Below are 15,018 nucleotides of genomic sequence, written 5' to 3' on the forward strand. Positions count from 1 at the left end.
TAGCCGGCGCGGACGGGCGCCGGCCGGAGACGCGTATCAGTCGGGGACGTGGACCCGGACGTCCGGGGACATCCGTTCGGTCCCGGACACCGCCCCCTCGCTCGACAGCGAGACCAGACCTTCCAGGGAGGCCAGCGCGGAGACGTCCACCGGATCCTCCTGGTGGCCGGAGAGGGCGAGGGCGCGCAGGGACGGGAACGCCTCGGGGATCCGCTCCAGGGGCGGGAGGTCACCGTGGGCGAGCCGCAGCTCCTCGATCTTCGGCATGACCAGGCCGTCGGGCCACTCGTACAGGTCCTCCTCGTCGATCGAGAGGGACGTGAGCGCCGGCAGGCCGGCGACCTCCTGCCAGCGCTCGGGCCCCAGGACGGGCCCCTTCCACAGGATCAGCTCGGTCAGCCGCCCGAGCTGTCCCAGGGAGGCGAGTCCTCCCTGGGGCCATGAGGAGAGGGTGAGCGAGGCCAGGGGGGCGGACGCCGGGAGGCAGTCGGCCGACCACAGCGCGGCGGCGGGCAGGTCCAGGACGAGTTCCTCGAGTCTGCCCAGCGTCGCCAGGGCCGCCAGCTCGGGCGCGTGGCGGGCGCTGTTCAGGAGGAGATGCGTGGGGTCGCAGAGGCCGAGGAGCCGGGCCAGGGCGTCGGGCGACACCCCGTAGTCGATGTCGAGCCGTGCGGGGCGCAGGCCGAGGTGCTCCAGTTCGGCGGCGTACTCGTCGCCGCGGACCGTGAAGTTGAGGTCGGTCGGGTCGAGGCACGCGACGACCTTCTCGGCGTACAGCCGGGTGTCGAAGCGGGTCCAGGCCCAGATCAGCTGGGAGCGGACCATCAGCAGCGGGTGGCCGGTGAAGCGTGCCAGGTAGGTGATCGCGGCCTCGTGGTCGATCCAGGAGGCCGTGATCACGGACATCACCGCCTGCCGGTCGCTCAGCGTCTCGGGCGGGCCGAGGAGGCCGAGCACCGCGGGACCGGCGGTGGCCAGCTCGCGGGCCTCCTCCGCCGTGCGGGGAGGGATCACGAGGGCCGTACGGGCGAGGATCTCCTGCCGTACCTCCGGCGCCACCTCCGTCGCGTGGTCGAGGGCGGTCGCGGCCACGACGAGCAGGCGGAGCCGTCGGCCCGGGTCGTCCGCCGCGTCGGCGGCGGCCAGCAGCTCGCGGAAGATCTCCGCGCACTCGCGCGGCCGTGAGTGGCCCACCGCCATGCGGACCACGTCCTCCCACTGGTCGTCCGCCGCGTGGGAGATCAGGACGCCGATGTCCCAGCGGTCCACCAGGTGCTTGGCCGCGAGATAGTCCTGGAAGGTGCGGTGGACGAAGTCGACGGTGCCGGGCGTGGGCTCGCGGAGGAGTCCGCTGCGGTGGAGGAGATGGGCGAAGACGCCGCCCGGGTCGTCGTGGGCGGCCGCTTCGGGGACGGCGGGGACGGCCTCCGTGACGATCGCGTGGGCGTGGCCGCGGTCCATCTGGGTGCGTCCGTTGAGCGTGAGCCAGTAGGCGAGGCGCTGGATCAGCTGGATCTGCGGCGCCTCGCCGAGTTCCACCCCGTACGGGGCTCCCATGTCCCGTTCGCGGTCGCGGCGGGTGAGGAGCATCGACAGGGCCGCGTCGTACAGGGCCTTGCGGCCTCGGGGAAGGAAGCCGCGCCGGTCGCGGTGGAGGGCGCAGATCAGTCCGCACATCAGCGGGTTGGTGGCGAGCCGCGCGAGGTCGGGGGTGGTCTGCAGGGTGTCGAGGAGCTGCTGCTCGTACGGGGCGGCGTCCGGGCCCGCCGCGGTGTGCCAGCGGCTCACGAAGGTGGTGACCTCGGAGCGGGACATGGCGGAGAGGGTGAGCTCGGTGAAGCGGTCCGTGGCCAGCCAGTCGTCCCTGACCGCCGAGGGGCGTGAGGTGACGAGCCAGCGGTTGGGGCCGTCGTACGCGCCGATCAGATCGCGGAGCCAGCGGCGGGTCCGCTCGCGTTCGGGTTCGGGGACCTCGTCGATGCCGTCGACGAGGACGATGCCCCGGCCGGCGGCGAGGACCCGGTCGGCCCAGCCCTCGGGCGCGGTGAGCGGGCAGCCGACGGCGGAGAGGAAGCGTTCGGCCGGGGGCAGCCGCTCGCCGTGGCGGGTGAGGGTGCGCAGGGGCAGGACGAACGGGATCGTTCCGTGGGCCGACTCGGCCGCGGTGACCGCCAGCCACTGGACCAGGGTCGTCTTGCCGGAGCCGGCGACTCCGCGCAGCAGGATGCGGGGGTGCCGGGCGAGGGCGTGGTCGGCGGGGACGCTGTGCGCGGGGCGGTGGCCGGGGCGATGACCGGGTTCGGGGTGGGAGCCGGGGCCGGGCTCGGGTTCTGGGGCGGGTTCTGGGGCGGAGGGTGCCCGGTCGAAGGCCGGGTCCGGGCCCGTCGCGTCCAGTGACAGATACGCCATGTCCAGCGGCCACTCGTCGGGCGAGTGGTGCAGGTCGATGCCGTAGATCGTCAGGCGCCCGTGCTTCCTCGCCAGGTGGGCCAGGTAGCGCCGTTCGAATTCCGCGTCCCGTGCGTCGGCCCTGGGCGTCCGCCGGATCATCTCGTCCAGCTTCGCGATGAGCTCGCTCTGCCCACGGGTCTGCTCCACCAGGCTGCGGGCCACGAACGTCGACCGCTGGGTGAAGAACTCCAGGATGTGGAGGCAGGCCCACTCCGTCATCGACTCCAGGTAGAGGACCGAGTCGGTGGAGAGGCCGTCCGGGGCCGGGGCCGCCGCGCGCAGGCTCCGGGCGAGGGAGCGGTGGCCGAGGCGGACGGCCTGGACGTCGTCCATGTCGAGGTCGCCGAGGGCGAGGAGGGTCGTCGCGAGGGTGTCGGTGACGGCCTCGGTCTCGTCCCGGGGGAAGGGGGGTTCGCCGCCCGCCGTGGCGGAGCGGGCGACCAGGGTGGCCGCGAGCCCCCGGACGTCCTTCTCGGTGAGCGTGCCCTTCTCGCCGCGGAAGGAGACCAGGGAGGAGAGCCGTATCTTCTCCGAGCGGCCGGTGAGACCGGCCCCCGGACCATCGCTGACCAGCAGTTTCTTCAGGATTGGGCCGATCGCGGCCGAGGCGAGGCGCGCGCCGATGAGTGCCGGTTCCATCTGTTTCCCCCCGTGGGTCCCCGAAGCGGTCAGCGTAGTGCGGGACGGCCTTCCGGACGGCTCGGTTGCGTGACCCAGATCCCATTGGGGACCGGCGCCTGGTGACAAGGCGCACAGGGGTTTTGAGGGGTACTAGCCGGAATAGTGGCGACCTTTGGTGTCGATTCGGGACGTTCTGGACTGAACGGCAGGGACCAAGGTCCCGGAGGGTCCCGAACCGGGCGTCGTACGGCGTTTTCGGCGGTTCCGGACAAGGGTGACGTGCGGATAAACCGGTTCTCTTGTGCCGGTATGTCCGATTTCGAAGGAGGCTTCGGGGCGCGTCAAGAGCTGAACTTCCCCGGAGATCGCTACGAGGTGATGTCGTAGATGGGGTGTTTTGGGCTGGATGGGGGTCCGGGTTACCAAGGATGAGCAAGCCCGACGCAGAGCACCGATCGCGTCGGGTCCCGTACTTCCCGGAGGTTTCCCCCGTATGTCGAAGCGCATGAACCCCGCCGCCCGTGTCACCGTCGTCGCTCTTGCCGCCGCCGGCCTGGGAGCGACGATGGTGACCGGAGCAGGGTCCGCCTTCGCCGCCGAGGGCAAGGCCGTCGCCGCCCCTGTCGCGGTGACCGCGTCCGCCGCCGTCGCCGCCCAGGCCGACGCCCAGGCGCACGTCGCGGCTCAGGTGAAGGCCGCCGCCGCGAAGGCCACGGCCGCCAAGAAGGTCGCCGCGGTCAAGAAGGTCACCGTCAAGCCGGTCGCGGCCAAGAAGGCCCCGGCGTGGGTCAAGCCGGTCTCCGCCTACACGCTGTCCGCCAGCTACAACCAGGGCGGCGCCATGTGGGCCCACAAGCACTCCGGCCAGGACTTCGCCGTCCCGGTCGGCACCCCGGTCAAGGCCGCGGGTGCGGGCACCGTCGTGAAGGCCGGTCCGAACGGCGGCGGCGACGGCCCCGCGTACGGCAACGCGATCGTCGTCAAGCACGCCAACGGCACGTACTCGCAGTACGCCCACCTGTCGAAGATCAAGGTGCACATCGGCTCGAAGGTCATGGCCGGCCAGCAGATCGCCCTCTCGGGCAACACCGGCAACTCCTCCGGCCCCCACCTGCACTTCGAGATCCGTACGACCCCGAACTACGGCTCCGCCGTGAACCCGGCCGCCTTCCTGCGGTCCCACGGCGTCTCCATCTGAGCCGTGTGAACCGTCCGACCCGCGTCGGACACCCGCTTCAACCGCATATGACGCTTCACTGGACCCCGTGGGCCCGGTTGAGCAGATCGAGGGCGACCTCGAGGGTGGCCCTGTGCTTCTCCTCGGGGTCGCCCTCGATGTTCTGGGTGAAGAAGGTGCCCGCGTGCAGCGTGAAGATCGCGCTGACGCAGCGCACCTTGTCCACCATCGAGAAGTCCGGCTCCTGGATCAGGCCGGTCAGCGTGATCATGCGTTCCTTGAAGGTGAGGCCGACGCTGAGCTCGCGGACGGTGGCCTGGTTCTCCTGCATGAAGCGGAAGAGCGGGGCCGCCGCGCGCAGTGCCACCTGGTAGCGGCGCAGCACCTCCTGCCGGGTCTCCAGGGTGCGGGGCTGTTCCTGGGCCCAGGTGATCAGCTCGTCCATGGGCCGGGTCAGGTCCTCGAAGATCCCGACGAGGATGTCTTCCTTGGTCTTGAAGTGGTAGTAGAGCGCCGCTTTGGTGACGTCGAGGCGTTCCGCGATCTCGCGCAGGGAGGTCTTCTCGTACCCCTGCTCGGCGAAGAGGTCCAGGGCCACGTCCTGGATGCGCTGGCGGGTGTTGCCTCGGGCCATGACTGCCCTCCACTTTCCGAAGAACTTACTTGACGACCGGCAAGTTACAGGTCTACCGTCCCCCAGTGTAGTAACTAGCCGGGCGGCAAGTAAGGGACTGACATGACGACGCAAGCGACAGTGGAACCGGCGCAGGGGGAGACGGAACAGCAGCCACGCAGCGTCCGTGTCGTCCTGCTCGCCCTGATGATCGCGATGCTCCTCGCGATGCTGGACAACATGATCATCGGCACCGCGATGCCGACGATCGTCGGCGAGCTCGGCGGCCTGGAGCACCTCTCCTGGGTCGTCACCGCCTACACCCTGGCCACCGCCGCCTCCACCCCCCTCTGGGGCAAGCTCGGCGACATGTTCGGCCGCAAGGGCGTCTTCCTCACCTCGATCGTGATCTTCCTGATCGGCTCGGCGCTCAGCGGCATGGCCCAGGACATGGGCCAGCTCATCGGCTTCCGCACCATCCAGGGCCTCGGCGCCGGCGGCCTCATGGTCGGCGTGATGGCGATCATCGGCGACCTGATCCCGCCCCGCGAGCGCGGCAAGTACCAGGGCATGATGGCCGGCGTCATGGCCCTCGCCATGATCGGCGGCCCCCTCGTCGGCGGCACCATCACCGACCACTGGGGCTGGCGCTGGTCCTTCTACATCAACCTGCCGCTCGGTGCTGTCGCCCTCGCCATGGTCACCACCGTCCTGCACCTGCCGAAGAAGCAGCGCGCCACCGGCACCCGGATCGACTTCCTCGGCGCCGCGCTCCTGACCGTCGGCATCACCGCGATCGTCCTCGTCACCACCTGGGGCGGCACGGAGTACGCCTGGGGCTCGGCCACCATCGTCGGCCTCGCGGTCGGCGGAGCCCTCTCGCTCGCCGCCTTCCTGTGGGTGGAGACCCGCGCGAGCGACCCGATCATGCCGCTGCACATCTTCCGCAGCCGCAACTTCACCCTGATGTCCCTGATCGGCTTCATCACCGGCTTCGTGATGTTCGGCGCGGTGCTCTACCTGCCGATCTTCCAGCAGTCCGTCCAGGGCGCCTCGGCGACCAACTCCGGTCTGCTGCTCCTGCCGATGCTGCTGTCGATGATGGTGGTCTCGCTGCTCGTCGGCCGCTTCACCACCAGCACCGGCAAGTACAAGATCTTCCCGATCGCGGGCGGCGCCCTCATGACGGTCGGCCTCTTCCTGCTCTCCACCATGGACACCGGAACCTCGCGGCTGACCTCGGGCCTCTACATGGCCGTCCTCGGCGCCGGCATGGGCTTCCTGATGCAGATCACCATGCTGGTCGCGCAGAACAGCGTCGAGATGAAGGACATGGGCGTCGCCTCGTCCTCCACCACCCTCTTCCGGACCCTCGGCTCCTCCTTCGGCGTCGCGATCATGGGCGCGCTCTTCACGAGCCGGGTCCAGGACGAGATGGCGGCGCGCGGCGGGTCCGGGCTCACCGAGCGGACGGCCCAGCTCGACGCCGCGAGCCTGGCCAAGCTGCCGGAGGCGCTCCGCGAGGCCTACCAGCACGCGGTCTCCTCGGGCACGCACGGCGCCTTCGTGGTCGCCGCCGCGGTCTCCGTCCTCGGCTTCGCCCTCGCCTTCTTCGTCAAGGAGGTGGCGCTGCGCGGCGCGGGCCCCGCGGCGGCCCCGAAGACCCCGGCGGACGACGACACGGCGAAGGTCGCCGAGAAGGTCTGATGCGGCCGATCGCCGCCGGCGGCCGGCAACGGCCCGGCGGCGGTCAAAGGCACGGCAGCCGGCAACGGCCCGGGCAGCAGGCAGTGGCCCGGGCGGCAGCGGACAGCCGGGCCGGCGGACACAGATATGGCGAGGGGGCCGGTCCCGGAACAGGGGCCGGCCCCCTCGCCGTACCCGCCCGCGGAACGGTCAGTTCGGCGGCCGCAGGATCGGAAAGCTGCCCGTGTTCGTCGGGGCGTGGTCCGGCAGCCACAGCACGGCGATCGCGCCGCCCACCCCGTTCGGCGCCGCCTCCGAGGCCACGTTCCGGAAGGTGAGCCGGGCGCCGAGGACCCGGGCCTGGCCCGCCGCGATCGTCAGACCCAGGCCGTGACCCTGGCCCGCGCGGTCGCTCGTTCCCGTACGGAACCGGCTCGGCCCCTCCTTGAGGAGCGCCTCGGGGAAGCCGGGACCGTGGTCGCGGACGCGCACGACGCGGCCCTCGACGGTGACCTCCACCGGCGGCTTGCCGTGCTTGGCCGCGTTCGCGAGGAGGTTGCCCAGGACCCGCTCCAGCCGCCGGGGGTCGGTGTTCACCCAGGAGTCGTGGACGACCCGGACGACGACCTCGGGGTCGAGGGCCCGCACCCGCCGCTCGACGAACTCGCCCAGCGCGATCTCCTGGAGCTCCGCCCGCTCCGACGCGCTGTCCAGCCTGGCCACCTCGAGGACGTCCTCGACGAGCGTCCGCATCGCCTGCGCCCGGTCCCGTACGAGCTCGGTGGGACGGCCGGGCGGCAGCAGTTCGGCGGCCGTGAGCAGCCCGGTGACGGGGGTGCGCAGCTCGTGGGCGATGTCCGCGGTGACCCGCCGCTCGGCCTCGATCCGCTCGTTGAGGGCGTCGGTCAGGGCGTCGACCGCCCATGCCAGGTCGTCGGTCTCGTCCCGTACGACCCCGCCGACGGCCTCCCTGACCCGGACGTCGGTGTTCCCCTGGGCGACCCGGCCGGCCGCGACGGCGGCCTTCCGCAGCCGCCGCGAGAGCTGTCCGCCGATGAGCACACCGAGGGCGCAGCCGCCGAAGACCACCGAGACCGAGCCGATGACAAGGGCCCGGTCCAGATCGTTCATGATCGTGGCGCTGCGGTCGGCGAAGGGGATGTGCAGCGAGAGCACGTCTCCGTTGGCGAGCGGCACGGCCGCCCACACATCGGGCGGCCCGCCGTGCCGGTGCTCCTGCACGTACGTACCGCGCCGCTTGTCCCGCATCAGCTGGTCGAGCTGGGCCGGCAGCGCGGGGTCGTTGATCTTGGTGCCGAAGCGGGGCTCCTTGGGCTTCGACGTCTCGTACATCCGCTGGGCGAAGAGGAGCCGCTCCATCTGCACCTCGCGCGCGTTGTCGAGCATCGAGATACGGGCGGCGTTGTGCACGACCACGCTCAGGGTGATCGCGATCAGGGCGCCGACCGCCGCGATGGCGACGGCGATCTTCCAGCGGACCCCGGTACGGAGGGGGAACGGCTTCACCGGTACGTGCCGTCCTAGCTCTTGAGCTTGTAGCCGAAGCCGCGGACCGTCTCGATCCTGTCCTGGCCGATCTTGGCGCGCAGCCGCTGCACATGGACGTCGACGACCCGGGTGTCGCCGCCCCAGCCGTAGTCCCAGACCCGCTCCAGGAGCTTGTCCCGGGAGAGCACGGTGCCCGGCGCGGAGGAGAACTCCAGGAGCAGCCGCATCTCGGTCGGGGTCAGCGCGACCGGCGCCCCGCCCTTGCGGACCTCCATGCCCTCGGTGTCGACCTCCAGGTCGCCGAAGGCGAGGAGCCCGCCGCCGTCGGGAGCGTCGTCCCCCTGCTCGCCGCCGCCCGCGTGCCCGAAGCGGCGCAGTACGGCGCGGATGCGGGCCATCAGGACGGAGCCGTCGAAGGGCTTGGTGACGTAGTCGTCGGCCCCGGCCTCCAGACCGAGGACGACGTCGATCGAGTCGGCGCGGGCCGACAGCATGATCACGGGCACGGTCGACTCGTCGCGGATCCGGCGGCAGAGGCTGACCCCGTCCATGCCGGGCAGCATCACGTCGAGGAGGGCGATGTCCGGCCGCTGCGCCCGGAAGGCGTCGAGGCCGGAGAGCCCGTCGGGCATGGCCGTGACCCGGAAGCCGTCCCGCTCCAGGGCGAGCTGGGTGGCCTCACGGATGACGTCGTCGTCCTCGACGAACAGGACATGGGTTTCGGCCATCGTGCGTGCCCTTCGGGTAGTGCGCCGGCGCCGCGATCGTGGGGTGTGGGGGCCCTGGCGGGTCCGGCGCTCGGGTGCGGTGGGTGGGGGTGCGGGCCGTGGGTCGTACGGCTCGGGGGAGGTTTTTCGGGGTACGGCTCCGAAAGGTACGGCTCAGTTCGCGGGAGGCTCGCTCGGCGCGGGCTCGTCGACGGTGGCGCCGTCCAGCCCGCCGTCACCGACGGCCCGGCTGTAGTCGTTGTGGACCCAGTCGTGCTGGGTGAACCTGTTCCCCGACCAGCGGTAGGTGATCACGTCCTCGCCCGAGGGGTACGCGACCGGATCGCCCTTCGCGTACACCTGCTTGGTGACGATGAGCTCGCCCCGGTCGATCGTGCCGTACACCGCCGCGTCCTCCGCCATGAAGACGTTCTCGTACCGGTCGCTCTGCTTCCGGTAGACATAGGTGCCGATGCCGACGGCATCGCCGCAGGTCATCACATTGACGACGACGTCGGGCGCGGGAGCGTTGGTGAGATTGCCGTAGGAGGCGTCCACCGGGTACGCGTCGGCGACGCACGGCTTCAGATCGGTCTTGAGCCGCTCCCCGATCTTCGGGTCGGCCTTGAGCAGGGCGATCGGATCCACCCGCTCGGCGGCGTACCGCTGTCCGTCGCCGGCCGAGGGGTCGGGAGTCGGCGCCGCCGCGGCCGTCTCGCGGGGGCCCGCCGCGCCCTCGTCGCGCGAACCGGTGCCGCCGGTGGAGCAGGCGGCCATGGACAGCCCGACGGCGACGAGCCCGGCCGCCGCCGTGATGCTCGCCGCCTTGGCGGTACGGCGCCGGCGGCGCCGCCCGGTTCCGTACCGGTCGTCGCCGCCGGGGCCGTCACCGCTGTCGGTGCCGCCGTCGCCGTCGTGTCTTCTGCCGTCGGCTCCGCCGTCTAGGCCGCGCACCGCTCCCGCCCCCGTTCGTCGCCTCGTACGGTCGTCCGCTCCCCGGTCCGGCCCGACGCACGGGCGTCGAGGTCACGGCTCTCCAGTTCCTGACGGAGCCGGGCGAGCGCCCGGTGGAGCGTCGACTTCACCGTACCCGTCGACATGCCGAGCGCCGCCGCCGTCTCCTCCGTGCTCATCTGTTCCCAGTGACGCAGGACGACGACGCTGCGCTGCTTCGGCGCGAGCACCTTCAGGACGTCCATGAGGAGGGCCCGGTCGGCGTGCTGCTCGGTCGGGTCGTCGACGGAGGCGTCCGGGAGCTGCTCGGTGGGCACCTCCTCGAGCTTGCGGGAGCGCCACCACTCGGTGCGGGTGTTGATCATGACCCGGCGGAGGTAGGCGTCGGCCAGGGACTTGTCGGCGATGCCGTCCCAGCGGCCGTACGTACGGGCGAGGGCCGTCTGGAGAAGGTCCTGGGCGTCGACGGGGTCGGCGACGAGACGCCGTGCGCTGCGCAGCAGCGCGTCCTGCCGCGTGCGTACGTACTCCTCGAAATCGAGCACCTCGCCATGCCTCATCCGAACCGCCTCCGAACCCCGTGACCAGCTTTGTTCCTCGTGTCGTGGACGACGCTACGGAGCGGTTGTCACGGGGTTGTGCGGGGCAGCCGTCGGTGGACGCACGGCTACCCATCGGTTGTGTAACAGCGGGGGAGAGGAGGTTTGCCGGGGCGCGGAGGCCCTCAGGACGCGGGCAGCCGGTAGTACCCGTCGGCCAGCGGCTCGACGAGCCCGTCCGCGACCAGGCCGTCCAGCGCCCTGGCCCGCTGCACCGGCTCGTCCCAGACCGCGTCCAGGGCCGCCTGTGCCACCGGGTCCGCCGAGTCCCGCAGCACCGCGAGGAGCCGGCCCCTGACCTGCCGGTCCGTCCCGGCGTACGTCTGACCGCGCCGCGGCGGGCCGTCGTGCGCGGGCTTCCCGGCGAGCCGCCAGGCGCACTGCCCGGAGATCGGGCAGCGCGCGCAGTCCTCGTTCTTCGCCGTGCACACGAGCGCGCCCAGCTCCATCGAGGCGGCGGCCCAGCGCGACGCCGTCGTCTCGTCCTGCGGCAGCAGCGCGCGGGCGAGCCGCCGCTCGGCGGCCGTGGTCGCGTTCGGCGGGTACTGGACGCCGGTCGCCGCCCGGGCGAAGACCCGGCGCACATTGGTGTCCAGGACCGCGTGCCGCTGCCCGTACGCGAAGGAGGCCACCGCCGCCGCCGTGTACTCGCCGATGCCGGGCAGCGCGAGCAGCTGCCCGTGATCGCTGGGTACGTCGCCGCCGTGCCGCTCCGTTATGGCGACGGCCGCCGCGTGCAGCCGCAGCGCCCGGCGCGGATATCCGAGCCGGCCCCAGGCGCGGACCGCCTCGCCGGAGGCCTCGGCGGCCAGGTCGGCCGGACGCGGCCAGCGTGCGAGCCACTGCTCGTACACCGGGAGCACCCGGACGACGGGGGTCTGCTGGAGCATGAACTCGCTGACCATGACGCCCCAGGCACCGGCCTCGGGATGGCGCCAGGGCAGGTCGCGGGCGTGCCGGTCGAACCAGGCGAGGACGGGCCCGTGCAGCTCGGCGGGGGGCGTCGGCAGGACCGGGGCCCGGGGGGCTTCCGAGGCTTCGGGGGCATCGGGGGCTTCAGGGGCGCGGGGGGCGTCGATGGAAGTCATGGCACCTCCGATCCTGGCACGTCCGGGACGTGATCAGTACGCGCCGTGGCGCGCCCGCCGGGGTCGCTCGGCGTGCGCGGGGGCGTGCGCCCGGGGCCCGCGCCCCGCGCACCACACCACGGCCGAGTTCCGGCTCGACCGGGCCGTCTCGACCAGATTGCCCACCGGGCGGACCGCCGCCCTCATGACGAGGAAGGCGACCAGACCGCCGAGGAGCAGACCGACGGTGACGTCGTGCGGGTAGTGCACGCCGACGAAGACCCGGGAGAACGCCATCAGCAGGGCCATCGGCACGGTCAGCCAGACCAGCCCGCGCCAGGACAGGGCGAGCGCGATGGCGGCGGCTCCCGCGATGGCCGAGTGGTTGCTGGGGAAGGACCAGTCACCGTGCGGCGGGCAGGTGACGAGCGAGGCGGGCGCCCCGACGACCGCGCGGCAGGGGCGTTCCTCGTCGATCAGCGACTTCAGCGCCTCGCTCACCACGTACCCGAAGGCGGTGGCGAGCGGGGCGAGCAGCGCGAGCGCCATCATCCGGCTCGACCCCTCGCGGGAGCGCCACCAGCCGGCCAGGAACAGCGCGCCGAAAACGAGAAGCCCGGCCTCGGTCCAGACCTCGGCGAGTACCTGGAACCAGTGGGGCGTGGAGTGGGCGAAGTCGGCCACATCGAGATACAGCCGGTCGGAGACGTCGAGGAGCGTGTTCATGGTGCACGACGCTAACCGGAATCCGGAGTGCCTCGCCCCGGGCCAACGGCCAGAGCGACCCCCGACGAAAGTGAGGGGTCCGTCGATTCGCTTGGATCCCATCCGTTTTCAGGTGATTTGGCATGCGGTCGCGAGGGCGTTCGGGTGCGGATCCGGGAAAGTTCCCGGAACGAACGGATGTGATCATCGGCAAAACTTGATGTCTTGGGCGGCGGGTGGGGCGGGAGTTGGGCCCGATCTCTCGTAAGGTTCGGGTCGTGGGATCTTTGCGCAATCCGGTCGGGCCGCTTCCCTCCACCATCTACTGGCGACGGAGGGCGGTGGCGGCGTGCCTGGTGACGCTTCTCGCACTTCTCGCCGTGTGGGTCCTCACCTCCGGTGACGCGGGCGGGAAGAAGCAGAACGACGCGGCCAACGGCTCCTCTCCCACCCCGCCCTCGATCACTCCCGGCCCCTCGGGGTCCGGAACGCCGATCAGCCAACAGCCCGGCGGCCGCGACGAGTCGGGCGACTCCGGCGAGACCACCGGAGGCGGCGGTCCGGCCGGCTCCGGTACGGACGCGGGAGCGGGCGGCGACGCCGGTACGGACGCCGGGGCCGACGGCGGTGGCGGCAAGAACGGCGACACCGACGGAGCGGGCGGCGACGGAGGCGCGGGCACGGGTGCGGGACAGCAGGTTCCGGCCGATTCGCCGCTCCCCAACTGCCCGGCGGGAGCGCTTCAGTTGACGCTCCGCACCGCCAAGGTCAGCTACGAGACGGGGGAGAGGCCCCGCTTCCAGCTCGTCGCCAGGAACACGTCGGACGCCGCCTGCAAGGCCGACTTCGGGCCCCGCAGCGCGGTTCTGACGATCAGTGACAAGCAGGACGACGAGATCTGGTCCTCCGCGGACTGCCCGCGCCCCGGCGACCCGGTCCTGCTGCGCGTCCCCGCGAACGCCACCGTCACCCACACCGTGGAGTGGGACCGCAAGCAGAGCGCTCCCCGGTGCGCCACCGCCCCGACCGGCCAGGCCGGTCCCGGCACCTACCTCGTGGAGGCGACGATGCCGGGCGCGAAGGTGCTCCCGGCCTCGTTCACCCTCGCCAAGGACTGAGCCCGGCAGGCACCGTCCACCGGGGCGCGGCCTCAGGGCCGCCCCACCGGAGCCGCGGCCCTCCGGGCAGCCACCCCTCCGGGCAGCCATCCCTTCGCGCAGTCATCTCTTCGTACGGCCGCCCCACCGGAGCCGCCGTACGCCGCCCGTCGTCCACCGGGCAGCGCTTCGCGGGACACCGCCCGCCGGACCCGCGCCCGGGCCCGCTCGTCCTCAGACGTACCGCTCCAGGATCGAGGACTCCGCCAGCCGGGACAGGCCCTCGCGCACGCTGCGGGCCCGCGCCTCGCCGACGCCGTCCACGGTCTGGAGGTCGTCCACACTGGCCGCGAGCAGCTTCTGCAGCCCGCCGAAGTGCTCCACCAGCCTCTCGATGATCGCTCCGGGCAGCCGCGGCACCTTGGCGAGCAGCCGGTAGCCCCGCGGCGAGACCGCCGAGTCGAGGGTCTCGGGAGAACCGCTGTACCCCAGCGCACGCGCCACCACCGGAAGCTCGAGCAGCTCGGTGTGGGTCAGCGCGTCCAGCTCGGTGAGCGCCTCCGCGACCGTCCGCGAGCGCTTGGCCGTCGGCTCCGGCACGTAGTCCCGGATCACCAGCTCGCGCTCCGGCTCCACGCCCGCGATCAGCTCGTCGAGCTGGAGCGAGAGGAGCCGCCCGTCCGTGCCGAGCTCCACCACGTACTCGGCGATCTCGGTGGCGATCCGGCGGACCATCTCGAGACGCTGCGCGACGGCGGTGACGTCCCTGACCGTGACCAGGTCCTCGATCTCCAGGGCGGAGAGCGTGCCCGCCACCTCGTCGAGCCGGAGCTTGTACCGCTCCAGGGTGGCGAGGGCCTGGTTGGCGCGGGACAGGATCGTGCCCGACTCCTCCAGGACCCGGCGCTCGCCGTCCACGTACAGCGCGATCAGACGCATCGACTGGGAGACGGAGACGACCGGGAAGTTGCACTGCTTGGAGACCCGGTCCGCCGTGCGGTGCCGGGTGCCGGTCTCCTCGGTGGGGATGGAGGCGTCCGGGACCAGCTGCACGCCCGCACGGTGGATCTTGGTGATGTCCTTGTCGAGGACGAGCGCCCCGTCGAGCTTGCACAGCTCGCGCAGACGCGTCGCGGCGAACTCGACGTCCAGCACGAAGCCGCCGGTGCACATCGAATCGACCGTCTTGTCCAGGCCGAGCACGATGAGACCGCCCGTGTTGCCGCGGAGGATGCGCTCCAGGCCGTCACGCAGCGCGGTGCCCGGCGCGACCGCGCTCAGAGCGGCGCGCATGAGCGCTTCATTGCCGGAGCCCGCGCCGGACTTTCCAGGAGCTGCTGCCCCGTCCTTGGCTGCCACTGCACTCCTCCGGCTCGTACGGATGGGCGAGACCAGGGCAAAGTCTAGCGACACCACCCCGCGGCCCTCCGCCCCCGACCGATCGGGGGTGGTCCGAAGGGAGCTCCCCGCTCGGACGCGGCCCAACCCTCCGCGTCTTCGCGAAGCGTACGGAGCGAAGTCCCCGCACGGAGCCGAGCGCGCCGAAAGGGCCCTCCGCGCGGGGAAACAGGGGCGGTGCAGGCCGCCCGGCCCGGGGCGGAAGAGACGGCTCCGGGAGGTCTCTTCCGGCTCCGTCCCGACCCGCCGCTGCCCGGCAGGATCCGAAAAGACGGCCTGGTTCGTCTCTTCCGTACGGCCCGGGCCGTCTCTTCCGGATCCTGCATGGAGGGACGGCCTAGGTTCTGTCTTCAAATGTCACGCCCACATCAGGAGTGACGCGAGGGTGACTGCTGCGTCGTAGGACTCGGCGGTCTTGTCGTACCGGGTGGCGA

General features: G+C 71.9%; 12 protein-coding genes. 3 read left to right on the top strand and 9 right to left on the bottom strand.

Going from position 1 to position 15,018, the window contains the following annotated elements; all coding sequences use genetic code 11:
* Positions 1-36: 36 nt before the first annotated feature.
* A complete protein-coding gene (locus IE311_RS15260) occupies positions 37-3,090 on the bottom strand; it encodes an NACHT domain-containing protein (RefSeq protein WP_189832204.1) in 3,054 nt (1,017 codons plus the stop codon).
* A gap of 475 nt (positions 3,091-3,565) precedes the next feature.
* Between IE311_RS15260 and IE311_RS15265 the strand changes: the two genes are divergently transcribed.
* Positions 3,566-4,270, top strand: a complete 705-nt coding sequence (locus IE311_RS15265; RefSeq protein ID WP_189832205.1) for a M23 family metallopeptidase — start codon at positions 3,566-3,568, stop codon at positions 4,268-4,270.
* 55 nt (positions 4,271-4,325) lie between these two features.
* Here the strand turns inward: IE311_RS15265 and IE311_RS15270 are convergent, their stop codons facing one another.
* On the bottom strand, positions 4,326-4,883 hold the full coding sequence (locus IE311_RS15270; RefSeq protein WP_189832206.1) for a TetR/AcrR family transcriptional regulator: 558 nt from the start codon (positions 4,881-4,883) through the stop codon (positions 4,326-4,328).
* A 102-nt stretch (positions 4,884-4,985) separates the two neighbouring features.
* Here IE311_RS15270 and IE311_RS15275 point away from each other — a divergent pair, with 102 nt between their 5' ends.
* Complete coding sequence (locus IE311_RS15275) at positions 4,986-6,569, top strand: MDR family MFS transporter (RefSeq protein ID WP_189832207.1); 1,584 nt, start codon at positions 4,986-4,988, stop codon at positions 6,567-6,569.
* Positions 6,570-6,758: 189 nt separating this feature from the next.
* Here IE311_RS15275 and cseC read toward each other — a convergent pair whose 3' ends face one another.
* The 6 genes from cseC to IE311_RS15305 form a co-directional block, all read right to left on the bottom strand.
* Positions 6,759-8,201: a two-component system sensor histidine kinase CseC gene (cseC, locus tag IE311_RS15280; RefSeq protein WP_373313865.1), complete on the bottom strand. Its 1,443-nt coding sequence runs from the start codon at positions 8,199-8,201 to the stop codon at positions 6,759-6,761.
* Complete coding sequence (gene cseB, locus IE311_RS15285) at positions 8,090-8,785, bottom strand: two-component system response regulator CseB (RefSeq protein ID WP_189832209.1); 696 nt, start codon at positions 8,783-8,785, stop codon at positions 8,090-8,092. The genes cseC and cseB overlap by 112 nt, the downstream gene beginning before the upstream one ends.
* Before the next feature lie 153 nt (positions 8,786-8,938).
* Positions 8,939-9,718 (bottom strand): hypothetical protein, encoded by a 780-nt coding sequence (locus IE311_RS15290; RefSeq protein WP_189832210.1) that lies wholly within the window; start codon positions 9,716-9,718, stop codon positions 8,939-8,941.
* Positions 9,706-10,278, bottom strand: a complete 573-nt coding sequence (locus IE311_RS15295) for a SigE family RNA polymerase sigma factor (RefSeq protein WP_189832211.1) — start codon at positions 10,276-10,278, stop codon at positions 9,706-9,708. Before IE311_RS15295 ends, IE311_RS15290 begins: the two co-directional genes overlap by 13 nt.
* 164 nt (positions 10,279-10,442) lie before the next feature.
* Entirely contained in the window at positions 10,443-11,405 is a 963-nt protein-coding gene (locus IE311_RS15300) for an HhH-GPD family protein (protein WP_229901937.1), read from the bottom strand.
* A 33-nt stretch (positions 11,406-11,438) separates the two neighbouring features.
* The gene (locus IE311_RS15305; protein WP_189832212.1) at positions 11,439-12,110 is read right to left on the bottom strand and encodes a phosphatase PAP2 family protein; all 672 of its coding nucleotides are present in this window, start codon (positions 12,108-12,110) and stop codon (positions 11,439-11,441) included.
* Between the two features lie 257 nt (positions 12,111-12,367).
* Here IE311_RS15305 and IE311_RS15310 point away from each other — a divergent pair, with 257 nt between their 5' ends.
* A complete protein-coding gene (locus IE311_RS15310; RefSeq protein ID WP_189832213.1) occupies positions 12,368-13,207 on the top strand; it encodes a hypothetical protein in 840 nt (279 codons plus the stop codon).
* A gap of 213 nt (positions 13,208-13,420) precedes the next feature.
* Here IE311_RS15310 and disA read toward each other — a convergent pair whose 3' ends face one another.
* Positions 13,421-14,545 (bottom strand): DNA integrity scanning diadenylate cyclase DisA, encoded by a 1,125-nt coding sequence (gene disA, locus IE311_RS15315; protein ID WP_056569600.1) that lies wholly within the window; start codon positions 14,543-14,545, stop codon positions 13,421-13,423.
* Between the last annotated feature and the right edge of the window lie 473 nt (positions 14,546-15,018).

Source organism: Streptomyces zaomyceticus (assembly GCF_014656215.1).
Lineage (GTDB): Bacteria > Actinomycetota > Actinomycetes > Streptomycetales > Streptomycetaceae > Streptomyces > Streptomyces zaomyceticus.

What these genes read in the sequence shown, in the direction of transcription:
- IE311_RS15260 (WP_189832204.1), bottom strand. Translation starts at nt 3,090, where the DNA reads ATGGAACCGGCACTCATCGGCGCGCGCCTCGCCTCGGCCGCGATCGGC.
- IE311_RS15265 (WP_189832205.1), top strand. Translation starts at nt 3,566, where the DNA reads ATGTCGAAGCGCATGAACCCCGCCGCCCGTGTCACCGTCGTCGCTCTT.
- IE311_RS15270 (WP_189832206.1), bottom strand. Translation starts at nt 4,883, where the DNA reads ATGGCCCGAGGCAACACCCGCCAGCGCATCCAGGACGTGGCCCTGGAC.
- IE311_RS15275 (WP_189832207.1), top strand. Translation starts at nt 4,986, where the DNA reads ATGACGACGCAAGCGACAGTGGAACCGGCGCAGGGGGAGACGGAACAG.
- cseB (WP_189832209.1), bottom strand. Translation starts at nt 8,785, where the DNA reads ATGGCCGAAACCCATGTCCTGTTCGTCGAGGACGACGACGTCATCCGT.
- IE311_RS15295 (WP_189832211.1), bottom strand. Translation starts at nt 10,278, where the DNA reads ATGAGGCATGGCGAGGTGCTCGATTTCGAGGAGTACGTACGCACGCGG.
- IE311_RS15300 (WP_229901937.1), bottom strand. Translation starts at nt 11,405, where the DNA reads ATGACTTCCATCGACGCCCCCCGCGCCCCTGAAGCCCCCGATGCCCCC.
- IE311_RS15305 (WP_189832212.1), bottom strand. Translation starts at nt 12,110, where the DNA reads ATGAACACGCTCCTCGACGTCTCCGACCGGCTGTATCTCGATGTGGCC.